At 61.2% G+C, this 25429-nt stretch carries 8 protein-coding genes; 1 reads left to right on the forward strand and 7 read right to left on the reverse strand.

Features of this window, described 5'->3' with window-relative positions:
• Positions 1-60: 60 nt before the first annotated feature.
• From ACT5M9_RS03570 to mnmL, 7 genes are all read right to left on the reverse strand, one after another.
• Positions 61-11058 (reverse strand): retention module-containing protein, encoded by a 10998-nt coding sequence (locus tag ACT5M9_RS03570; RefSeq protein ID WP_520395659.1) that lies wholly within the window; start codon positions 11056-11058, stop codon positions 61-63.
• 265 nt (positions 11059-11323) lie between these two features.
• Positions 11324-13249, reverse strand: coding sequence for an EAL domain-containing protein (locus ACT5M9_RS03575; protein ID WP_457981635.1), 1926 nt, complete (start codon positions 13247-13249; stop codon positions 11324-11326).
• Positions 13250-13252: 3 nt separating this feature from the next.
• Positions 13253-13972, reverse strand: coding sequence for a transglutaminase-like cysteine peptidase (locus ACT5M9_RS03580; RefSeq protein WP_457981674.1), 720 nt, complete (start codon positions 13970-13972; stop codon positions 13253-13255).
• Between the two features lie 147 nt (positions 13973-14119).
• Positions 14120-15454 (reverse strand): TolC family outer membrane protein, encoded by a 1335-nt coding sequence (locus ACT5M9_RS03585; RefSeq protein WP_457981633.1) that lies wholly within the window; start codon positions 15452-15454, stop codon positions 14120-14122.
• Between the two features lie 36 nt (positions 15455-15490).
• Complete coding sequence (locus ACT5M9_RS03590; RefSeq protein ID WP_457981632.1) at positions 15491-16906, reverse strand: HlyD family type I secretion periplasmic adaptor subunit; 1416 nt, start codon at positions 16904-16906, stop codon at positions 15491-15493.
• Entirely contained in the window at positions 16899-19043 is a 2145-nt protein-coding gene (locus ACT5M9_RS03595; RefSeq protein ID WP_438549012.1) for a type I secretion system permease/ATPase, read from the reverse strand. Before ACT5M9_RS03595 ends, ACT5M9_RS03590 begins: the two co-directional genes overlap by 8 nt.
• A 359-nt stretch (positions 19044-19402) precedes the next feature.
• On the reverse strand, positions 19403-20347 hold the full coding sequence (gene mnmL, locus ACT5M9_RS03600; RefSeq protein ID WP_457981630.1) for a tRNA modification radical SAM protein MnmL/YtqA: 945 nt from the start codon (positions 20345-20347) through the stop codon (positions 19403-19405).
• A 612-nt stretch (positions 20348-20959) separates the two neighbouring features.
• Between mnmL and gltB the strand changes: the two genes are divergently transcribed.
• A complete protein-coding gene (gene gltB / locus ACT5M9_RS03605) occupies positions 20960-25417 on the forward strand; it encodes a glutamate synthase large subunit (protein ID WP_457981628.1) in 4458 nt (1485 codons plus the stop codon).
• Positions 25418-25429 lie beyond the last annotated feature (12 nt).

Consider the following 25429-nt stretch of genomic DNA (forward strand, 5'->3'; position numbering starts at 1 on the left):
CTATCTTAGCCGTCCTCGCCATCAAATAACAGGGACCGGGCGAGCCCGGCCCCCGTTTCATCACGGTTGAACCTTGAGGTTGCCATCATCCAGCAGCTGCTTGATGATGTCGTGGTTCGTCGTCAGGCCACCATTCTGATCCAGATCGAGACTGCCCTGGAACTGTATGGTCAACTGGGATCCCCCACTCGTCGAGCCATTCGTGTCTATGGTCAACTTGTTGCTCGTGGTATCAAACTGCAGATAGTTGTTCAGTGCCGTGGCCAGATCGTTGTTGTTGCCACTCGCCGGCACACCGACCAACAGGGATGACAGATCCAGCACATCACCACCGCTGGCAGTACTGCCCAGGGTAAAGTCCGTGATGTTGTCCGTACTGCCATCGGCATCCCCCGCCACCCATTTGAAGGTGTCGCTACCGGCACCGCCCGTCATGGTGTCACTGCCGGTTCCACCGAGCAGCAGATCGTTGCCATCCCCCCCGAGCAGGATGTCGTTGCCCAGGCCCCCCGTCAGGGTGTCGTTGCCGGACTCCCCGAGCAGGGTATCGTTGCCACTGCCGCCATCCAGTTGATCGTTCCCGGTTCCCCCGACCAAGGTATCCTTGCCGCCCGCTCCGAAGAGCAGATCATCACCGGCACCACCCGACAAGATGTTGTCCAGGCTGTTCCCTGTGATGCTGTCCCCAAAGTCGGAGCCGATGGCGTGCCCTTGCGTGCTGTTGAAGGTCACATTCACGGCGCTGGCGGCGGCATCATAGTCTGCGGTGAACGGGGCTTCCGGCAACAGGCTAAGACCTATGTTGCTGTGGACGGCATCCCCATCTCCGTCAGTCAGCGTGACCGGCAGTTGCAGGCTGACCGGGATCCCGGGAGTGGCGACGCTGGAGCCAAAGTCCCCGATCTTGAAGTCACTGCCCGCGGCATAGTGGAATTCCAGGCTGTTATACCCATCCGCCGTGTAGGCCGCCAACTTGGTGTTGCTCACCACCCCCACCACGGTTGCCACATAGGCCACCCCGACACCGGGATCATCATCGGTGAAGTTCACCGTAAAGTTTCGTCCTCCCACTGAGATCGTCTGCGACATGCCAGCGGCTATGCTGACAACCTTGGTCGAACCGTTGAAGCTGATGGCCACCGCAGTCAACGACTCCTTGTTGCCATCCCCGATGTCGTTGTCGCTATCAGTATCTTGGCGGGCAACCAGTTTCACGCTTGAGCCCCCGCTGCTGATGGCGGTGAACAGTGCCGAGGCGCCATTCACATCGTAGTGAGCATCAAAAGCGTGAGTCTGATTTGCCAATGTGCCATAAGAGCCCCCACTGACAGGGGATCCGGTCAGGTCGACGACAAAGTCGATCCGCATCGCTTCATTAGCGCCAACCGATGCCCCGCTACTGATCCCCCCCGTATTGGCCGAGGTGTTGACCGTGCCGCCATCCACCCCACTCGTCATCGCCGTCAACAGCAGATCCTTGCTGTCATCGTTGGCCGCAGTGTTGAAACCTGCCCAGGAGGCGTTACCACCGACGAAGTTGTAACCGCCGCCATTGAAGTCGATCGTGGTCTGTCCGCCATCGACCTCCCCTATCATCTGGATCTGGTAGGTGGCAGAGGCCGGTTGCAAGGTCGCGATAAACACAGTCCCGGCGGCCGTGGACGCCGTCAGAGTGATGCCATCGACGGAAAGCGCATAGGTGATGGGCAAGCCACCGGACGTCAGTCCGCTGTTGCTGCCATTCAGTGCACTGTCAAAGCGGATGCTCCCACCATCCGCGCCATAGTTGTTTGCCAAGGTACCATCACCATCCAGCAGGAAGGTGCCAGTCACGCCCGATTGGTTCAACATGACCCCCATGGCAGGCGTCATCACGAAGGGCACATCATCTTCCACCTGGACGATGAAGTTGCGGATCAATGCGACATTGTCCACGCCTTCATGTGCGCTGATCACGCTGGACAGATTGAGGGCCTTCAGCTCCAGATCGTTTCCATCTCCCTGGGGATGATCAATGGAGCCTTGCAGGGTGAAGGTGTAATCCCCATCACTCTCCACCTGCAGGGTGAAGATGGGTTTGCTACCAGCCATGGCAACCAGCGTATCGACCCCGGCACCATGAGTGATGCTATAGGTGATCGCCACGCCCCCCGAGGTCAGTGCAGGCAGCCCTGCCGTCGACCCCATGCCAAAGCTGACCCCCACGCTGTCCGCTACCATTTGCGCCAGAGACCCACTGACCGTCGTCAGCAGAGGATTGTTGCCTGGCAAGCCTGTGGGCAGGCCGTCTTCAAACACGGAGGCGACGATGGGGGACGTATCCAGTACCAGGATTTTCAGCTGGGCGCTGGAGGTATCGCCGTCCGAATCCACGATGGTGTAGGTGAAGACCTCCTGGGTATGAGCCGCCACATCATTGGGGGGTGAGTAGGAGTAGGAACCGTCCGCATTCACGGTCAGTCGGCCTCCTGCCGGCGTCGGGATGGGACCCGTTGTGCCGCCTTGCACCAGGAAGGTCACGACATTGCCGTTGATGCTGTCGGCCACCCCGGCATAGGCAGCCGGATTGGTGACGGTAAAGCTGACCTGCACCACGGTCACGGGGCCATCGGCACCCGCAACATCCACACCGGCACTGCCATCTACGTCGGTGATCACGTTGCCGGTCGCCGGTGGCGGCACTGTGGCTTGCAAGGTGGCATCCAGGTCATTGATGTTATCGACCAGGGTCACGGTATCACCGTTATCCTCCACCAGGGCCAGTTGCGAGATGGCCGATGCGTTGCCACTGACATTGAGGCCAACGGCATAGACCTCCACGTTGTTGTTGTTCACAAAGCTCGTCCAGCCTGCCGGCACGTTGCCCTCATTGGGCGCACCATCCGACAGGAAGTAGACCTTGGTTTCGTAGCCAGCCAATGCCGGATTGGCCAGATCGGCCGTCAACTGGTTCTGTGCCAGTACGAGAGGCGCATTGTAGTTGGTGCCACCGCCATCCGTTGGCAAGCCGGAGATGCTGGCCTTGGCCACGTCGGGATCGCTCGTCTGCGGGATCAGCACGGCCCCACTGGCAAAATCGATCACCGTGATGGTCAGGGGGACCCCCAGGGCCACATAAGAGTCGATCATGTGGTTCAACGCACTCTTGGCCAGTTCCAGACGATTCGGAGAGCCATCTGTCGTCGTGCCTATCTTCCACAGCATGCTGCCCGAGGTATCGACCACAAGGACGAGGTTGAAGGGGGGCAGCCCGGCTTCCGTCACCGCAACGCTGTTATCCTTCGCGGTCGGTACGTCATCGACAATCTGCACGCTCAGGGTGTTGCTGGTCGTGTCGTTGTCGCTGTCCACCAGGGTCACGGTGAAGTCTTCGTACAGGCTGTTGTTGCCGTTCGCCGTCGGGTGCGCCTCGTTGTCCAGCAGGGTGTAGCTGTAGCTCACCAGCCCGGTCGCCGGGTTGTACGCCGTCACCGTCAGGGTGTTGCCCAGCCCCGTCGTCACCGACTGCGGGAAGCTCGCCACCACCCCGTTGTTGACCAGCACCAGGCTCCCCACGCTCAGGGTCTTCACCCCGTCCGGCGCACTGATGTTGAAGCTGCCGGTGACCGTGGTCGACTCCTTGCTGGTGTCCGACCCCGCCGATTCCCCCGCCCCGCGCGTGCTCAGCAGGTCATCCTCGTACACGATGGCATCTCCCCCTTCCGCCTTGGGCGTCAGGTTGGTGATGGTCACCCCATCGTCATCGTTCTTGATGGTCAGGGTCAGGGTCGCCGTGCTCACGTCACCGTCCGCATCGGTCAGGGTGTAGGTGAACACTTCGCTGCCACTCCCGCCCCCGGTCAGCGCCTTGAAGTCCGCATCGTTCGGGTTGAGGGTGTAGGTATAGGTGCCGTTGGCATTGAGCACCAGGCTGCCATAGGTGCCGCTCAGGTTGGCGGCTGTCACCGCTGCGCCGTCCGCCCCCTGTACGTCGTTGGTGATGACGTTGCCGTTCAGTACCAGGTTGTTCTCGGTCGCCGCGGTCGGGTTGCTGTCGTTCACTGCAGTCGGTACGTCATCGACAATCTGCACGCTCAGGGTGTTGCTGGTCGTGTCGTTGTCGCTGTCCACCAGGGTCACGGTGAAGTCTTCGTACAGGCTGTTGTTGCCGTTCGCCGTCGGGTGCGCCTCGTTGTCCAGCAGGGTGTAGCTGTAGCTCACCAGCCCGGTCGCCGGGTTGTACGCCGTCACCGTCAGGGTGTTGCCCAGCCCCGTCGTCACCGACTGCGGGAAGCTCGCCACCACCCCGTTGTTGACCAGCACCAGGCTCCCCACGCTCAGGGTCTTCACCCCGTCCGGCGCGCTGATGTTGAAGCTGCCGGTGACCGTGGTCGACTCCTTGCTGGTGTCCGACCCCGCCGATTCCCCCGCTCCGCGCGTGCTCAGCAGGTCATCCTCGTACACGATGGCATCTCCCCCTTCCGCCTTGGGCGTCAGGTTGGTGATGGTCACCCCATCGTCATCGTTCTTGATGGTCAGGGTCAGGGTCGCCGTGCTCACGTCACCGTCCGCATCGGTCAGGGTGTAGGTGAACACTTCGCTGCCACTCCCGCCCCCGGTCAGCGCCTTGAAGTCCGCATCGTTCGGGTTGAGGGTGTAGGTATAGGTGCCGTTGGCATTGAGCACCAGGCTGCCATAGGTGCCGCTCAGGTTGGCGGCTGTCACCGCTGCGCCGTCCGCCCCCTGTACGTCGTTGGTGATGACGTTGCCGTTCAGTACCAGGTTGTTCTCGGTCGCCGCGGTCGGGTTGCTGTCGTTCACTGCAGTCGGTACGTCATCGACAATCTGCACGCTCAGGGTGTTGCTGGTCGTGTCGTTGTCGCTGTCCACCAGGGTCACGGTGAAGTCTTCGTACAGGCTGTTGTTGCCGTTCGCCGTCGGGTGCGCCTCGTTGTCCAGCAGGGTGTAGCTGTAGCTCACCAGCCCGGTCGCCGGGTTGTACGCCGTCACCGTCAGGGTGTTGCCCAGCCCCGTCGTCACCGACTGCGGGAAGCTCGCCACCACCCCGTTGTTGACCAGCACCAGGCTCCCCACGCTCAGGGTCTTCACCCCGTCCGGCGCGCTGATGTTGAAGCTGCCGGTGACCGTGGTCGACTCCTTGCTGGTGTCCGACCCCGCCGATTCCCCCGCTCCGCGCGTGCTCAGCAGGTCATCCTCGTACACGATGGCATCTCCCCCTTCCGCCTTGGGCGTCAGGTTGGTGATGGTCACCCCATCGTCATCGTTCTTGATGGTCAGGGTCAGGGTCGCCGTGCTCACGTCACCGTCCGCATCGGTCAGGGTGTAGGTGAACACTTCGCTGCCACTCCCGCCCCCGGTCAGCGCCTTGAAGTCCGCATCGTTCGGGTTGAGGGTGTAGGTATAGGTGCCGTTGGCATTGAGCACCAGGCTGCCATAGGTGCCGCTCAGGTTGGCGGCTGTCACCGCTGCGCCGTCCGCCCCCTGTACGTCGTTGGTGATGACGTTGCCGTTCAGTACCAGGTTGTTCTCGGTCGCCGCGGTCGGGTTGCTGTCGTTCACTGCAGTCGGTACGTCATCGACAATCTGCACGCTCAGGGTGTTGCTGGTCGTGTCGTTGTCGCTGTCCACCAGGGTCACGGTGAAGTCTTCGTACAGGCTGTTGTTGCCGTTCGCCGTCGGGTGCGCCTCGTTGTCCAGCAGGGTGTAGCTGTAGCTCACCAGCCCGGTCGCCGGGTTGTACGCCGTCACCGTCAGGGTGTTGCCCAGCCCCGTCGTCACCGACTGCGGGAAGCTCGCCACCACCCCGTTGTTGACCAGCACCAGGCTCCCCACGCTCAGGGTCTTCACCCCGTCCGGCGCACTGATGTTGAAGCTGCCGGTGACCGTGGTCGACTCCTTGCTGGTGTCCGACCCCGCCGATTCCCCCGCCCCGCGCGTGCTCAGCAGGTCATCCTCGTACACGATGGCATCTCCCCCTTCCGCCTTGGGCGTCAGGTTGGTGATGGTCACCCCATCGTCATCGTTCTTGATGGTCAGGGTCAGGGTCGCCGTGCTCACGTCACCGTCCGCATCGGTCAGGGTGTAGGTGAACACTTCGCTGCCACTCCCGCCCCCGGTCAGCGCCTTGAAGTCCGCATCGTTCGGGTTGAGGGTGTAGGTGTAGGTGCCGTTGGCATTGAGCACCAGGCTGCCATAGGTGCCGCTCAGGTTGGCCGCCGTTACCGCCGCGCCGTCTGCCCCCTGTACGTCGTTGGTGATGACGTTGCCGTTCAGCACCAGGTTGTTTTCCGTCGCCGTGGTCGGGTTGCTGTCGTTCACCGCGGTCGGGACGTCATCGACAATCTGCACGCTCAGGGTGTTGCTGGTCGTGTCGTTGTCGCTGTCCACCAGGGTCACGGTGAAGTCTTCGTACAGGCTGTTGTTACCGTTCGCCGTCGGGTGCGCCTCGTTGTCCAGCAGGGTGTAGCTGTAGCTCACCAGCCCGGTCGCCGGGTTGTACGCCGTCACCGTCAGGGTGTTGCCCAGCCCCGTCGTCACCGACTGCGGGAAGCTCGCCACCACCCCGTTGTTGACCAGCACCAGGCTCCCCACGCTCAGGGTCTTCACCCCGTCCGGCGCGCTGATGTTGAAGCTGCCGGTGACCGTGGTCGACTCCTTGCTGGTGTCCGACCCCGCCGATTCCCCCGCTCCGCGCGTGCTCAGCAGGTCATCCTCGTACACGATGGCATCTCCCCCTTCCGCCTTGGGCGTCAGGTTGGTGATGGTCACCCCATCGTCATCGTTCTTGATGGTCAGGGTCAGGGTCGCCGTGCTCACGTCACCGTCCGCATCGGTCAGGGTGTAGGTGAACACTTCGCTGCCACTCCCGCCCCCGGTCAGCGCCTTGAAGTCCGCATCGTTCGGGTTGAGGGTGTAGGTATAGGTGCCGTTGGCATTGAGCACCAGGCTGCCATAGGTACCGCTCAGGTTGGCGGCCGTTACCGCCGCGCCGTCTGCCCCCTGTACGTCGTTGGTGATGACGTTGCCGTTCAGTACCAGGTTGTTCTCGGTAGCCGCGGTCGGGTTGCTGTCGTTATTGGCAATAGGACCATCATCCTCGAAGCGGAACACGCCACCGGCCCCCAGATCCAGACTGGCCTTGGCGCTGTCGCCATCGGCGTCAGTCACGGTCTGCACCAGGGTCAGGATGTCACTCTTGAGGATCAGGCTGACACTGTCATCGGGATTGCTGGTATTGCCGTGCCAGACATTGTCCAGCAGGGTCAGGGTCACGGCGCCGCTGGCCGGATCCAGGGTCAGGGTGAAGTAATCCACCCCGTTGGCGCTGCCGGTGATGACGTTGCCAGACTGGTTCAAGAGGATCTGCGAACCCTGGCCGTTGGGCGCCGAGGGATCCACGGCATAGAGGCCGCTCGCCACATCGCTGCCACTGAGGGCCAGGTGGTAGCCGATGCTGCCGGCACCATCGGCACCAAAAGCGTGGCTGAACTGGGCCTGCACTGTCGCCGCCGCCAGCGTAGCACTGGCAATCCCATCGCCGTATGCACCGCCCAGGGCTGGCAGGCTTTCATCCACGGTTGCCAACAGGCGCGGGGCCCCTTCTGCCAGGCAGACGGTAGGACCGTCATCCTCGAAGCGGAACACGCCACCGCCCCCCAGGTCCACGCTGGCCTTGACGCTGTCTCCATCGGCATCGGTCACCGTCTGCACCAGGGTCAGGATGTCACTCTTGAGGGTCAAACTGACGCTGTCATCGGGATTGCTGGTATTGCCGTGCCAGATATTGTCCAGCAGGGTCAGGGTCACGGCGCCGCTGGCGGGATCTATGGTCAGGGTGAAGTAGTCCACCCCGTTGGCACTGCCGGTGATGACGTTGCCAGACTGGCTCAGCAGGATCTGTGTCCCCTGACCGTTGATAGCCGAGGGATCCACGGCATAGAGGCCGCTTGCCACATTGCTGCCACTCAACGCCAGGCTGTAGCCGACGCTGCCGACGCTGCCGGCGCCATCGGCCCCAAAGGCATGGCTGAATTGTGCCTGCACTAGGGCAGCCGCCAGCGTCGCACTCGCGACCCCATCACCGTATGCACCGCCCAGAGCCGGCAGGCTTTCATCCACCTTCACCGAGCCTAGGCTGGGCGCCTCCTCAACCAGACTGACGGTCGGGCCGTCGTCCTCGAAGCGGAAGGTGCCGTTTACCCCCAGATCCACGCTGGCCTTGGCGCTGTCACCATCGGCATCGGTGACGGTCTGCACCAGGGTCAAGACCCCGCTTTCCAGCGTCAGACTGACGCTGTCATCGTGATTGCCGGTGTCGCCGTGCCAGACGTTGTCCAACAGGGCCAGGGTCACGGCACCGCTGGCGGGATCTATGGTCAGGGTGAAGTAGTCCACCCCGTTGGCACTGCCGGTGATGACGTTACCCACCTGGTTGAGCAGGATCTGCGCCCCCTGCCCATTGGGAGCCGAGGGATCCACGGCATAGAGGCCGCTTGCCACATTGCCGCCACTCAGCGCCAGGCTGTAACCGATGCTGCCGGCACCATCTGCACCGAATGCCGGGTTGAACTGCGCCTGGACGATGGCGCCACTCAGGGTTGCATTCGCGATGCCGTCACCACCCACACCACCGAAGGCTGGCAGACTCTCATCCACGGTGACAGTACCCAGACGCGGGCTCTCGCTGGCCGATCCGGTGGTGGGGCCGTCATCCTCGAAGCGGAAGGTGCCGTTGACCCCCAGATCCAGGCTGGCCTTGGCACTGTCGCCATCGGCATCGGTCACGGTCTGCACTAGGGTCAGGACCCCGCCCTCCAGCGTCAGACTGACGCTGTCATCATGATTGCCGGTGTCGCCGTGCCAGACGTTGTCCAGCAGGGCCAGGGTCACGGCACCGCTGACGGGATCTATGGTCAGGGTAAAGTAGTCCACCCCGTTGGCACTGCCGGTGATGACGTTACCCACCTGATTGAGCAGGATCTGTGCGCCCTGCCCATTGGGAGCCGAGGGATCCACGACATAGATACCGCTCGCCACATTGCTGCCATTGAGAACCAGGCTGTAGGCGATGCTGCCGGCGCCATCTGCACCGAAACCATGGGTGAACTGGGACTGCACGGCCGCGCCCGTCAGAGTCGCACTGGCAATGCCATCGTTCCCTGCACCGCCCAAGGCAGGCAGGCTCTCATCCACAGTGACGAATCCCGGGCGCTGGAATTCGGGCACCAGCCCAGAGGCCGGGCCATCGTCCTCGAAGCGGAACATGCCGCTGGCCCCCAGATCCAGGCTGGCCTTGGCACTGTCACCATCGGAATCGGTCACCGTCTGTACCAGGGTCAAGACACCACTGCCCAGGGTCAGACTGACGCTGTCATCGTTGCTGCTGGTATCCCCTTGCCAGACGTTGTCCAGCAGGGTCAGGGTCACGGCACCGCTGACGGGATCTATGGTCAGGGTAAAGTAGCCCACCCCGTTGGCACTGCCGGTGATGACATTGCCAGACTGGTTGAGCAGGATCTGCGCCCCCTGCCCGTTGGCAGCTGCGGGATCGACGGCATAGATGCCGCTCGCCACATTGCTGCCATTGAGGACCAGGCTGTAGCCGATGCTGCCGGCCCCATCGGCGCCGAAGGCATGACTGAACTGGGCCTGCACCACGGAAGCCGCCAGCGTGGCGCTGGCGATGCCGTCGTTGTCGGCACCGCCCAGCTGCGGCAGGCTCTCATCCACGCTCATCACCCCCAGCTCGCCAGACCCCGGGAGCAGACGCACGCTGGGGACATCGTCCAGTATCACCACATCCAGGCTGGCACTGGTACTGTCGCCATCACTGTCCGTCAGCACGACGCCGAAGCTTTCGGTCAGGGCGGTGTCATTGGCAGGCTGGGTGTGGGTCTCGTTGTCGCTCAGGGTATAGCTGTAGGTCACGCTGCCGGCCCCGGTCACCGGGTTGTAACTGATACCGGTCACCAGTAACTGATTACCCAGGGGGCTTGGGATCGTCTGCGGGAAGCTGGCGATGATCTGGCCATTGCTGATGAGCGTCACCCCACCCAGGGTCAGACTCTGAATGCCATCCTCCGCATTGAAGGTGAAGGTCCCCCCCTTGGTCAGGGAGGGGGCATCCGGCGCACTGCCGTCGGCCAGGGCGGCTTCATTGAGGAGCAGCTCACCGCCTTCCACTTGCAAGCCACCGAGGGAGACACCTTCATCCACCGGGGTGATGGTGATGATGAGAGTCGAAAGATTGGTGTCGGCACCGTCCGTGACGATGTAATCGGCGGGGGGAACCGGTCCCGTATAGTTGAGGGCCGGGGTAAAGGTATAGGTGCCATCGGCATTGATGAGCAGCGTGCCGATCCCATCCAAGGTGCTTACAACCCCGGCTGGTACGCCGATGTTGTTGCCCCAGCTGTAGGTGAGGATGGATACCCCAAAGGGGCCGTCCGAGTTGGTACTGTTGGCCAGCAGATCACCGCTGACGGACTGATCTTCCAGCGTGACCGCGGCCTCGTCCAGATCGTCGAGCTCATTGTCTGGCAGAAGGTCATCCTCTTGCAGCGGGTTTTGCCCCGCGAGCGCATCATGGCTGGTATCGAAACCTGCGGTCGCTATGGTCGCATCACCGGTACGGTCGATGACGACAAAACCGCCATTACCGCTGGCGCCGGCCACACCACCAATCCCACCGCCACCACCACCCGCGGCAGGCGCACCGCCCGCAGCCGCCGCCTCGAAGTTCTTGGTCGGATCGACCCCTTCCAGTATGGATTTTTGCAGCGCGGCGATTTCCGGGGAGACATCCTTGTTCTCGGCCGATGAGGAAGGATCGCCCTGAGCCGGGGCGTCCGCCGGGGCGGGAGCATCTGGCGCGACATTGGGGCTGTCATCATAGGGAGCCAGCGTCAGCTTGGCATCGTCGGCGATGTTGAGTTTGGCCCCTGGCTGCAATATCTCTCCCGGCTGGAGAGGACGGCTGCTGCCATCGGCCAGCAGGATCTGAACATTGCCTTCCACGGATGAGACGACGACTGTCTTGTCGATGATTTGGGTACGCATATCCATTGCTCCAGGGTGACAAATCTTGATGCATACACCTTAGATTTCCTCCCTGCCGGATTCCGTTGCAAAAATGTACTGATTTGAATCTGCCCGGCCCCTTCCGATGCAGCGAATCGAACAGTGTTTTTTTACATAAACAAATCAATGCATTAACAATTCATGTTTTGGTTCATTCGCTACGCCGGCGTTAAAAAAACGCAGGCTTATTCAAAATGGATATAAAAAAGGGCCCACATCGGGGCCCTTTTCATGTTGAGGTCGCTCAGGAGAGCGGAAACGCCGGATGGACGAAGCCCTGATAGCCGTCGATGTGCAACTTGGCCAGCATCTCCACCTGCTGTTCATCCTCCACCCGTGTGGCGATGGTGGTGACACCGGCGTTGTGCGCTGCCCGGCAGACCGCCGCCAGGAAGGAGGTATCCGCACCCGGCTCCATGATCTGGCTGGTGTAACCGTGATCCACCTTGACGTAGGAGGGGGCCAACTCTTCCAGATAGCCAAGGGATTGGAAGTGGCGACCATAGTGATCGACCCCCCACTGGAAGCCATGCTCCTGCAACACCTTGACCAGGGCCGCGACCTGATCCTTGTGCTTCATGATGGCCGCCTCAGGAATTTCAAACAGCAGCTTCTCTTTCAGATCCCCGTGCTGGCCCAGATAGCCCCGCAACCAGACCAGGAATTCATCTGAACAGAGCGAGCCCGCCGTGATGTTGACGGCCAGCACCAGATCGGCCTGCTGCTGGAACAGCGGGACGCTGGCATCCAGCACGGCCTGATCGAACTCGGGCCCCATCTTGAACTGCTCGATGGCGGGCAGGAATTGGCCGGCAAAGTAATCGGTGCCATCCCGCGAGATGGAGGCAAACAATTCGGCATGCAGCCGGGTGCCATCATCAAAGCGGCAGGCGGGCTGCGCCTTGAAGCGCCACAGGCTTCTGTTGATGGCATCCTGAACCAGGTCGCGCCAGGCCAGACGTCCCATCAGCCCTTGTTCGGTGCCCCCTTCCATCACCACGGCGCCACGGCGCTCGTTGCGCGCCTTGCCAAGGGCGTTGTCCGCCTTGGTCAGCAGGGCGGAAAGATCCTCGCTGCCATCGCGGCCGGCGATCCCGATGACGGAGAGCGCACGCCCCTCGCCCATGGGGTTGACGACCAGATCCGCGATACGGCTGTTGATGATCTCGGCCAGCTCCTTGAGGCGGGAGAGATCGTCGGTCGGGCAGAGCAGAGCATATTCGGTGGCCGAGATCCGGGCCAGAGCGGCGCCATCCCAGCCATTGAGCAACTCCTTGAGCACCTGGGCGATGGATTTGACCATGTTGTCCCGGGCGGCAAACCCTTCTTCCCGATAGAGATCATCCAGCATGTCGACGGCAACCAGCATGACGCCGCCCTGCCCCGCCTCGGCAATCCAGGCATTGACCTGGCCGACGAAGTAGGAGCGGTTGCCAAGACCGGAGACGGCATCCACGTAGACCCGCGCCCGCAGGTTTTCCGCCTCGTCAGCCTGCTCCTTGAACTGCACCGCCAGCTTGCTGGACAGGATGTTGATGGCCTGCACCACCTGCTTCAGCTCGCGGGTCTTGGGCTCAGGGATGGCATGTCCGAAGTGATGCAATTCAATCTCGACGGCCTGATCACAGATGAGCTTAAGGGGCTTGAGCAGGTAGTTCAGGGCCCGCATCAGCAAGATGGTGGTCAGCAGGAAGCCGATCAGGAACCAGCTGGCCAGCCTGCTCATCCCCTCCCAGAGTTCGTAATAAGCCTGGCCGGGATGGCCCACCACCTTCAATTTGCCCAGCTGCAGCCAGCCGGAGGTCAGAATCGATTCGTTGGATACCTCGGGAAACAGCCCCAACCCGATGAACCACTGGGGCACACCCTGAATATTGTTGCTGTTCTCCAGCTCGATCACATCCTTGGAGGCCAGCAAGTCCAGACGCACCAACTGATAATAACCGCCGTCAAACACGGCCTTGATGACGGACTCGGCGCTGACCTTGTCGCCATTCTCCAGATAAGGCGTCAACGCCAGCCCCAGGGAGGTGGCGGTATTGATCACCGTGGTTTCCTGTTGCTGTGCCAGATAGTTGCGAGTCGAATTGAACTGCACCCAATAGGTGGCGGCAAACAGCAATCCGAACAGGAGCAACATGGTTGCCAATAATTGTCTGTAGAGCGTCATAGGTTAATCATCCAAATTCAGCACTGGCCGAGCCAATCGCCCCGAAGTCATGCGATTGCGTAAATCATTCCATAATCCCAAGCGTGACGACTGTCCGGTCAATTCCCCTTGACCACGCGCCTTCATCAACCACAAGTGACTACCGTTAAAGCTATAAATTGGCAGCAGATCCGCCCGTTGACTGGCCGGGCGAATGGCACCGACCAGATTGTCCAGGATCAATGGCACAGAGGCGGGCGTCTCATAATAAGCAACGACCATATGAAACTGGTTATAATCCAATGCCTTGACATATACCATTCGCATTTTTTCATCCGGAATGCCAAGTTCCAGCAGCGTAAAATACTTGGAAATGCTGAAGTCTTCACAATCTCCGCCGGCGGCCCCCAGAAACTCCAGCGGGGTCGCCCAATAATCTTTCTTGTGCCAGAGCTTGATGTCATCGATAAAACGCATCTGGTTGAAGAACTGGTTCACCTTCTCCAGTTTTTGCCGATCCGACAGACCCGCATCCCGGTTCTGCATGGCCAGAGTGCGCCAACCGGTCACCCGCTTGCCCGCCCTCACCCCATAAGTCTCTTCCGCTCGTTTGACCAGCTTGAGATCTGCCGATGAGAGAGGTTGACTGGCATTGAGCAACAGGGGCAAAGCGAGCAGGCACAGCCACAACATCGAACGCGACCCGCGCAGAGAGAGGCATGTGAACCCTCTCCACCCGGTCATCCCGTTGCGGCTTGCTTGGTACCACGACGTCACATTCTTCCCCTGCGGCATTTCATCAAAAACTTCCTGTGAGACAACAACATAAAAGAATGACTGCAGCGAGCTGCAGCCATTGCTTTGTCTGAACTCATGTCAACGGAGTGGACATCAGTTGTTGTTGGCCTGCCACTCGGCGGGCTGCTGCACGTTCATGGCGTTGAGCAGACCACCGGTGGCATTGAGGATCCGATAATCCGCCAGCAGGGAGTCATACTCGGCCGTGATGTAGCTGCGACGCGCCTCAAACAGTTCGTTCTCCGTGTTCAAGACGTCCAGCAAGGTCCGTTGGCCCAGACCGAACTGCTTCTTGTACGCCTGTACTGTATCGTAGCTCGCGTCCACGTGCTCTTTAAGGAAGACCTTCTGCTTGGCCAGCGACTCTTTGGCGTTCCAGGCCAGACGAGTGCCTTCTTCCACCTGACGGAAGGCATTCAGGTGAATGTCTTTCGCCTGGGAATAGAGCGCCGAGGTGGCCTTGCTTTCCGCCAGATCTGAGCCACCGCGGAACAGGTTGTAACGCATTCTGACCATGGCGGTCAGATCGTCGTTACGGCCCTTGACCGCATCGATATCCTCGTTCCAGTTCTGATCCACCTCGAAGGCCACGTTCGGATAGAAACCGGACTTGGAGCCTTCATGCTGGTACTTGGCTTCCTCGATGTCCTGCAGGGAGGAGAGCAGGGTCGGGTGTACCTCGGTCGCCGTCTTCAGCGCATCCTCAAGGGTCGCCGGGAGCAGCTGGCTGTTAGGCGTGGGCTGAACCAGATCCTTGGGCACCTCGTTCACGACACGGATAAACTCGCTCTCGGCATCCCGATAGTTGTTCTCGGCCGCGGCCTGGTTGGAGTAGGCGCGGGCCACACGACCGTCGATCTGGGTCTGGTCGGCGGTAGAGCCGAGACCCGAATCGGTCCGCTTCTGGATGTCGCTGCGGATCTGCTCGTGAGTCTCCAGGTTCTGCTTGGACAGCTCCAGGATCTCCTGCTGACGCAGCATGTTGAGATACACTTCGGCGACGCGCAGCGCTGTGTTCTCCGCCTCGGAGATCATGGCCAGGCGCTGGGCCTCGGCGGCGGCATCGGTACGCGCCACGTTGCTGCTGACGTCGAAGCCGTCGAACAGCATCTGGCGCAGACTGATCCCGGCCTCTTTACGGGTCATGGAGTCATCGATGGCACCGTTACCACTATTACCCGCAGCACGGGTCGAGGGGCTGTCGGTCTTCTCATAACCGACACCGCCACGCAGGTCGATGGTGGGATAGTAACCGCCCTTGGCTCCATCATGCTGGTACTGTCGTGCCTGATAGAGGTCAAAAGCTTCCTTGATTTTCGGATGGGTAGCCAGTGACTGTGCCACTGACTGTTCCAGCGTTTGAGCCTGGCCAAGGCCAGGGAACAGCACTGCGCCACTGACCAGCATGGCAACAATCGTCTTCTTCATGGTATCTCCAGTCATGTTGTTATTAGATTGTTGGCTTTATCGTTCTCTCAGTGCCGACTGCTTAGCCCTCAAGATCGGCTTTAGCAAGTAGTCTAGGACACTTTTTTTACCAGTAATGATATCTGCACTGGCTAACATACCGGGGATGATGGGAAGTGCGTTAAGCTCATCGCCCAGATAACTCTTCTCGGTACGGACCCGCACCAGGTAGAAGGAGTTGCCCTCCTCGTCCTGGATGGAGTCCGCGCTTATCTGTTCAACCTTGCCATGTAAACCTCCATAAACAGTGAAGTCATATGCCGTTATCTTGACCACGGCTTCGAGTCCTGGGCGCAGGAAGGCGATGTCCTTGGGAGAGACCTTGGCCTCCACCAGCAGGGTGTCTTCCAGCGGTACGATTTCCATCAGGTCCATCCCGGGTTGCACGACGCCCCCCAGGGTATTGATCTTGAGCTTCTTGATGGTGCCCTTGAGGGGGGCGATGACGCTGGTCCGATCGACCCTGTCACGCAACCCGACCTGCCCCTCGGAGAGCTGGCCCAGCTTGCCCTGGCGCTCGTTCAGCTCGGTCTGGGAGTCGGCCCGGAATTTCAGGGCAATGTCATTTCGCTTGGAGATGGTTTCACGCAGCACCGAGTTCAACTTGGGGATCAGCAGCCGATTGGCCTCCAGCTCCCCTTGCATCTCGTTCACCTGCCGTTCCAGCTTGATGAGCTCCACCTGAGGCACTATACCCTCTTTTGCGAGAGGGCGGCTGATATTGAGCTCCTGGCGTGCCAGATCGACACTGCGGCTCACGGTGCGGATCTTGGCATTGAGCTCTATGGTCTCCTGCTCTTTCTGCTCTATCTGCTGGCCGAGGATATAGAGCTGGTTCTGCAGGTTGTTGAGGCGATCGTTCTGAACCGACTTCTCCCGGTTCGCATATTCGGCGAACACGTTCTCGTAGCCGTCCGGGAAGACGATGGGCTGCTTGTCGATGACCACCTGCTCGCGCCAGCCCAGATTGGGCTCGTTCTTGACCACCACGCTCTTGATCTCGGCGCGCAGACGGGCGATATCCCCCTTGAGGGTCACCAGCTCCTGCTCACGCTCCCGAAAGTCCGACTTGAAGCGGGTATCGTCGATGCGCAGCAAGGGCTCCCCTTTCTCGACGATGTCCCCTTCCTTGACGAAGATCTCCTTGACGATCCCCCCCTCCAGGTTCTGAATCACCTGCAGTTGGCGAGACGGGATCACCTTGCCCTGGCCGACGGTGACTTCATCGAGCTTCGCCCAGGCGGCCCAGACGATGGCACTCATGAAGAACAGGAAACAGGCCCACAGCAGGACCCTGGCACGGGTCGGCGTGCTCAGCAGGACGGCGGCGGCGCCGTCGTCCACGAATTCCAGTTGATCCGGGGATGGCAGGACAGTGTCGGGCGCCGTTTTCTTGAACCAGTTGTTAGCCATTGGCCGTCTCCTGCACGCGGACCTTGCCTTCCTTCAATTGCTGCAACACCACCTCTTTGGGGCCGTCTGCCACTATCTGGCCCTGCTCCACGACGATCACGCGGGACGCCACGTCCAGCATGGAGGTCTTGTGGGTGATCAGGATCAGGGTAGTCTCTGGCCCGAGCCGGGCCAGTTCCTGCTTCACCAGCATCTCGGACTGGTTGTCCATGTTGGAGGTTGGCTCGTCCATCACCAGAATGGGGGGATCGTTGAGCAGGGCGCGAGCCAGCAAGATGGCCTGACGCTGGCCACCGGAGAGCTGGCGCCCCCCCTCACCTATCTGTCTGTCCAGCCCGTTGGGATCCCGGTTGGTGAAGTTGGTCACCCCGGCGCGCTTGGCGGCGCGCAGCACACGGGCATCATCCACCAGCGGGTTGCCGAGCATGATGTTGTCGCGCACCGAGCCGAAGAAGAGGGTCACATCCTGGGGGACACAGCCTATGTTGCGGCGAATGGCCGCCGGCGGCAGCTGATCGAGTTCAAAGCCATCGAGCCTGACTGAGCCATCAGTCGGGCGATAGAGACCCATCAGCAGCTTCTCCAGCGTGGTCTTGCCCGCGCCGATCCGGCCTATGATGGCCACCTTCTCGCCAGGTTCGATGCGCAGGGAGATGTTGTGCAGGGTGCTGCTCTCCATGCCCGGGTACTTGAAGGAGACGTTTTCGAACTCGATGCGGCCCTGGATCACGGGATGGTGGATGTACTGCTTGCCCTCTTCCTGTTCCCCCGGAGTCATCATGATCTTCTCGAGGATCTCGAGGGCAGATTTGGCCTGGTTATAGCGAGTGGAGAGCACGGAGAGCTGCACCATGGGCGCGATGGCACGGCTCGACAGCATGACGGCGGCAATCATGCCCCCCATGGTCACCAGCCCTTCCGAGATCTGGTAGACCCCGACGATGACGAGACCGACGGTCACCACCTGCTGGATGTAGCTCGCCAGCGATGACATGGAGTTGGTGATGCGACGGGTCTGCACGCCCCAGGTGGAGATGTGGGACACAGCCTGCTCCCAGCGGTGCTGGAACAGGCTCTCGGCGCCGAAGATCTTCACGGTCTCGAGGCCGGAGATGCTCTCGATGAGGTTGGCATTCTTCTGGGACGCGAGGCGGGAACCCTCCTCGATGGACTGCTTGAGGGGCTCCTGAATATAGAAGCTGTAGGCGACCAGGATCAGGATGGCGACGATGGGCACCACCACCATGACGCCGGCGAAGATCCAGATGATGAACAGGAAGAAGATGGCGAACGGCAGATCGATCAGGGTGGAGACGGTGGCCGAGGTGAAGAACTCACGCACCGATTCAAACTCCTGCAGATGCTTGGCAAAGGCCCCGGTCGAGGCGGGACGGGACTCCATCTTCATGCCCATCACCTTGGCGAAGATCTTGGCCGACAGCAGCACGTCAGACTTCTTGCCCGCAATGTCTATGAAGTAGCTGCGCAGCTGGCGCATGACGAAATCGAAGGTGAACACCACCATGGCACCGACCGCCAACACCCAGAGGGAGTCGAAGGCCAGGTTCGGCACTATCTTGTCATAGACGTTCATGGTGAACAGGGGGCTGGCCACCGCAAACAGGTTGATGAGGATGGAAGCGATCAGCACGTCCCGATAGATGCCACGGGACTCGAACAGCGTGCTCCAGAACCAGTGGCCGTCGCGAGTCTCCAGCACCTTGGGGGAGCGTTCGTCGAACTTGAACTGCTTCTTGACGAAGAAACAGCGGCCATTGTACTCGTCCCCGAGCTGGGCAACGCTGACCCACTGAGCCGCATCGCCGGCCTGGGGGAAGATGACCTTGCCCTGGCTTCTGTCTTCATTCCACTCCAGCAGGATGCAGGCGCCACCGTTGCGGGTCTGCAGCACGCAGGGCAACAGCAGGGAGGAGATCCCCTCGAGCGGCTGGATCACCTCACGGGCGGAGAGCCCTCCCCGCTCGGCGGCGCGGCTGAAGAGTGCGGTGCTCAGGCGACCGGATACCAGCGGCAAGCCGGTGGTCAGAGCATCCTGGCTGTTGGGCACGCCATAAAAGCGGGTCAAGAAGACCAGGCATTCCAGTAGCTCATCAATACGGCTAGTTTCTGCTTGCATAGCATCCCGTTAAATATGATCCGAACGGTTGTCGCGGGAGAGTCGCCACCCGAAGCGGCGGGGATCGGCAAAAATCACAGCGCACGGATCCCATGACTGACAACCTGATTAGCGCACGGTGACAGGATATTCCATGAAACTGCCTGACTCCCCCGCAATGGGATCGCATCGACGCGATCAATGAGGTACGGAGTGAGACGGCGACCTTGACTTCAGGATGCCCTGCACGATTCGTAAACACTACAAGCTTATTGATAACAATATATTTTTCAAGCCGACCATAGTACCAAGGCGACTTGAATGAAACTATACCGCAAAGACTGAATTTCTTCTAATAACCCCCTGTTTTTTTGATGAAATCAGAGTGACAACTCATTAAGACCGGCGAGGGAGAAGGGTCGGCCGAGGCGAGCACCCTGGGGGCCTGAACGAGCCAGTTCACTGGCGATATCGGCCATGGCGGTCCAGCGATTCTCGCACCAGGCCGGCGCCAGCAGGGTTGGACGGCGGGCCGATGCGGAGATGCGGTGGTACACCACCTCGGGCGGAGTGTGCTGGATCATGGCCACCGCCGCCTCCACATATTCCGCCAGGGTCGGTACCACGAGGCGCCCCGCCTGCCAGGCCTTGCCGAGGGTGCTCCCCTCCACTACATGCAGCGGATGCAGCTTTATCCCCTCCACCCCGGTATCGACGATGCGATGCAGGGTCTCCAGGCTGTCCATGGCCGCCTCCCCGGGCAGACCGACGATGAGGTGGGCGCACGTCTTAATGCTTCTTTGGTGGGCGCGTCGCACCGCGTCCTCATAGGCGCCATAGCCATGGCCCCGGTTGATCCGCTGCAACGTCTTGTCGTTGGCGCTCTGCAGCCCGAGCTCCAGCCACACCTCGTAGCCGCGAGCCTGATAGCCGGCCAGCAGATCCAGAACCGCATCCGGCACGCAGTCGGGGCGAGTGCCGACGCAGAGCCCCACCATGTCGCTGACCGACAAGGCCTCCTCATACATGCGCTGCAAGTACTCCACCTCGGCATAGGTGCTGGTATAGGCCTGAAAATAGGCGAGGTAGCGCTTGGCGCGGGTCACCTCGTCCCGCCGGGCCAGCAGTTGCTGCACCACCGATAGCTGCTGGGCCGACTCGTCGGCAAAAGAGGAGACGTTGCAGAAGGTGCAGCCGCCACGGCCCAGGGTGCCGTCCCGGTTCGGGCAGGTAAAGGCGCCATGAATGGAGAGTTTGTGGATCTTCTGGCCGTGACGCTGCTTGAGATCCTGGCCGAATGTATTGATGAGTTCGTGTAACTGCATGACGCCTCCGTGATGAGGCGCCATTGTAAGGGCGATGACCCTTGGGGGCGCTGAGCTGGATCAAGCCACTCAGCGGACATAAATCATATAAATATTCACATTTAGTAGAATAAATACCCACCAACTCTGTATTTGGGTTACCTTTGGAAACCATCCTCATCACCATGAGACGAACGAACATCAGCAGACATGAGCCATAAGCAATTGTTAACAATGAATAATTTCTAGATAGCCTGTCAATTTACAAATGCAAGGCACAGGTTCCTGAAATGTGATCCCTGCCCGCCCTCCAGAGGGTGAATTGGTAAGATTACTACAGGGTGCCGGCACGATGCAGTCAACCACCAAACTCGTCATTATCGGAATAAAACACTACACATAAACACAAAACCAGATTTACATGTAAACCATCGCCTTAAAACACCTCCAACCCCGCATTTTGTTATGGCGATGTAACATTGCAAACAGCAGGGATGTCCAATTGACCTTGCCCAAAATTCCCATTAGTTTGGAGATTCGCCACCTCAGGCGGACGGAACCACAAGAGCCAATCGCAATTTATGCAGTCAGTTGATGACAGTGCGATGGAAGGCCGAGCAAGGGAGAAATGCAATGTCACTATATGATCCAAAGCTGGAGAGGGATAACTGTGGCTTCGGCCTGTTGGCCCACATGGAAGGGGAAGCCAGCCACAAGCTTGTCCGTCTCGCGATGTCAGCCTTGGCTCGCATGCAGCACCGCGGCGGTATCTCCGCCGATGGCAAGACCGGCGACGGCTGCGGCCTGTTGCTGCAAAAACCGGACAGCTTCTATCGCGCTGTCGCCGAGGAGAAGGGATGGCACCTTGGCCGCAACTATGCGGTCGGCATGCTGTTCTTGAACCCGGACCCTGTCCTGGCCCAGGCCACTCGCGACATCATCGACGAGGAGCTGGAGCGGGAAACCTTGAGTCTGGTCGGTTGGCGCAAGGTGCCCATCGATACCAATGTGCTCGGTCCCATCGCCAAGGCCTCACTGCCCAGCATCGAACAGGTCTTTGTCAACGCGCCCCCCGGCTGGGTCGACAAGGATCTAGAGCGCCGCCTCTATATAGTGCGCCGCCGCATCGAGAAGCGCATCAGCGACGACTACTTCTACGTGGTCAGCCTCTCCAACCTGGTCACCGTCTATAAAGGGCTGTGCATGCCGGTGGACCTGCCGCGCTTCTATCTGGATCTCGCCGACATTCGCATGCAGGCCGCCATCTGCGTGTTCCACCAGCGCTTCTCCACCAACACCAGCCCGCGCTGGCCGTTGGCGCAGCCGTTCCGCTATCTGGCCCACAACGGCGAGATCAACACCATCGCCGGCAACCGCCAGTGGGCCAAGGCGCGCAGCTACAAGTTTGCGACCCCGCTCATTCCGGATCTGCAGGAAGCAGCCCCCTTCGTCAACACCACGGGTTCTGACTCCTCCAGCCTCGACAACATGCTGGATCTCTTCCTCGCCGGCGGTATGGACCTGTTCCGCGCCATGCGCCTCTTGATCCCGCCTGCATGGCAGAAGCACCCAAACATGGATGACGACCTGCGCGCCTTCTATGACTTCAACTCCATGCACATGGAACCCTGGGATGGCCCGGCCGGCATCGTCATGACCGACGGCCGCTACGCCACCTGCGCGCTGGACCGTAACGGCCTGCGCCCGGCCCGCTACGTCATCACCAAGGACAAGTTCATCACCCTGGCCTCCGAAGTTGGCACCTGGGACTACACCCCGGACGAGGTGCTGGAGAAGGGCCGGGTCGGCCCGGGCGAGCTGTTTGTGGTGGATACCAGCAACGGCAAGATCTGGACCAGCTTCGAGATCGACGACGATCTCAAGAGCCGCCACACCTACAAGCAGTGGATGGACAAGCACTGCAAGCGCCTGGTGCCGTTCGAGCAGATGGACGATGCCAGTACAGGCGCACGCGAGTTCCCGGACGATCGCCTCAAGACCTATCAGAAGCTGTTCGGCTACTCCTACGAGGAGCTGGACCAGGTGATCCGCGTGCTCGGCGAGAACGGCCAGGAGGCGGTCGGCTCCATGGGGGATGACACCCCGATGGCGGTGCTCTCCTCCAGCCAGCGCACCCTGTACGACTACTTCCGCCAGATGTTCGCCCAGGTGACCAACCCGCCCATCGATCCCTTGCGGGAAAATCACGTCATGTCGCTGGCCACCTGTATCGGCCGCGAGCAGAACGTGTTCAACGAGACCTTCGGTCACGCCCACCGGGTACTGTTCCAGTCGCCGATCCTGCTCTACTCCGACTTCCACCAGCTGCTGGCCCTGGAAGGGGAACACTACCGCCATGCGGTGCTGGGCCTCAACTACCTGCCCGAAGAGGGACTGCAGGCGGCCCTCGAGCGCCTCTGCGAAGAGGCCAAGACCGCAGCCCGCAGCGGCACCGTGCTGCTGGTGCTGTCGGACAGAGACATCAGCCCGGACACCCTGCCCATCCCGGCCGCCATGGCGGTGGGGGCGGTGCAGCGCACCCTGGTGGACAACAACCTGCGCTGTGACGCTAACATCCTGGTGGAAACCGCCAGCGTGCGCGACCCGCACCAGTTCGCCGTGCTGCTGGGCTTCGGCGCGACCGCCATTTATCCCTATCTCGCCTACGAGACCCTCGCCAAACAGGTAGAAGAAGGCGTGCTCAAGATGAGCCTGCGCCAGGCCATGCTCAACTACCGCAACGGCATCAACAAGGGCCTCTACAAGGTGATGTCCAAGATGGGCATCAGCACGGTGGCGAGCTATCGCTGCTCCCAGCTGTTCGAAGCCATCGGCCTCTCCAAGGCCGTGGTGGAGCTCTGCTTCCGCGGCGTGTCGAGCCGTATCCAGGGCGCCGACTTTGCCGATATCCAGCAGGATCAGGTCAACCTGGCCCGCCAGGCCTGGCTCGGCCGCAAGCCCCTGACCCAGGGCGGTCTGCTGAAATTCGTCCACGGTGGCGAGTACCACACCTACAACCCGGACGTGGTGCAGACCCTGCAAGTGGCGGTGCGCTCCGGCAACTACGCCGATTACCAGGAGTACGCACGCCTGGTGAACGAGCGCCCGGTCGCAACCCTGCGAGACCTCTTGTCCCTGAAGAAGGGCACGACTCCCATCGCCCTGGACGCGGTGGAGCCAGCGGCCAAGATGTTCCCGCGCTTCGACTCCGCCGCCATGTCCATCGGCGCCCTCGGGCCCGAGGCCCACGAAGCGCTCGCCATCGCCATGAACCGTTTGGGCGGTCAGAGCAACTCGGGTGAAGGTGGCGAGGATCCCAAGCGCTTCGGTACCGAGAAGAACTCCCGCATCAAGCAGGTGGCGTCGGGGCGCTTTGGCGTCACTCCCCACTACCTGATGAACGCGGACGTGGTGCAGATCAAAGTCGCCCAGGGCGCCAAGCCCGGCGAAGGGGGTCAGCTGCCCGGTGACAAGGTGACGGCCCAGATCGCCAAGCTGCGCTACTCCGTGCCAGGCGTGACCCTGATCTCGCCCCCGCCCCACCACGACATCTACTCCATCGAGGATCTGGCCCAGCTCATCTTCGACATCAAGCAGATCAACCCGGACTGCCTGGTGTCGGTCAAGCTGGTGTCCGAGCCCGGCGTCGGCACCATCGCCTGTGGCGTGGCCAAGGCCTATGCGGACTTCATCACAGTCTCCGGTTACGACGGCGGCACGGGCGCGAGCCCGCTGACCTCGGTCAAATACGCCGGCTCCCCCTGGGAGCTGGGTCTCGCCGAGACCCAGCAGGCCCTGGTCGCCAACGGCCTGCGCCACAAGGTGCGCCTGCAGGTAGACGGCGGCCTCAAGACCGGTCTGGACATCATCAAGGCGGCCATCCTCGGCGCCGAGAGCTTCGGTTTCGGCACTGGCCCCATGGTGGCGCTGGGCTGCAAATACCTGCGGATCTGCCACCTGAACAACTGCGCCACCGGCGTCGCCACCCAGGATGAGAAGCTGCGCCGCGAGCACTTCACCGGCCTGCCGGAGATGGTGATGAACTACTTCCAGTTCATCGCCGAGGAGACCCGCGAGCTGATGGCCGAGCTTGGCGTCGCCCAGCTCACCGACCTCATCGGTCGCACCGACCTGCTCGAAGCCCTGCCAGGCCTCACCGCCCGCCAGTCCAAGCTGGATCTGTCCGGCGTGCTGGCGAGCCCGGAGGCACCGGCAGGCTCCAGCCTGTTCAGCCAGCAGCACAACCCCACCTTCGACAAGGGTCCCCTGAACCTCAAGATGGTGGAGGACCTGCTCGGCGCGGTCGAGAGCCTGAGCGGCGGCGAGTTCCGCTACGACATCCGCAACACGGACCGCTCCGTAGGGGCGCGCCTGTCCGGCGAGATCGTCAAGCGCTACGGCAACCAGGGCATGGCGACGGATCCGGTGCGGGTACACTTCAACGGTACCGCCGGCCAGAGCTTCGGCGTCTGGAACGCCGGTGGCCTCGAGATGATCCTCACCGGGGATGCCAACGACTACGTGGGCAAGGGGATGACGGGCGGCAAGCTGGTAGTCAAACCCCACGTCGGCGTGGCGTTCAAGTCCCACGAAGCGGCCATCATAGGCAACACCTGCCTCTATGGTGCCACCGGCGGCAAGCTCTACGCGGCGGGGACCGCCGGCGAGCGCTTCGCGGTGCGCAACTCCGGTGCCCTGGCGGTGGTCGAGGGGATCGGTGACAACGGCTGTGAATACATGACAGGCGGCATAGTCACCATACTCGGCAAGACGGGTGTCAACTTCGCGGCCGGCATGACGGGCGGTTTCGCCTACGTGCTGGACGAATGCGGCAACTTTGCCAAGCGCACCAACCCCGAGCTGGTGGAACTGCTGGACGTGGCGGATTTGGCCATCCACCAGGAGCACCTGCGCGGCATCATCACTGCGCACCTCAACGAGACAGGCAGCTCACGCGCCGAGGAGATCCTGGCCAACTTCGACTCCTATGTGCCCAAGTTCAGGCTGATCAAACCCAAGTCCAGCGACGTCAAGTCCCTCTTGGGCCACACCAGCCGTTCCAGTGCAGAACTCAGAATCCAGGCGCAATAAGGAGGGAACCCT

The sequence above is a fragment of the Aeromonas sp. AE23HZ002T15 genome, assembly GCF_054165525.2.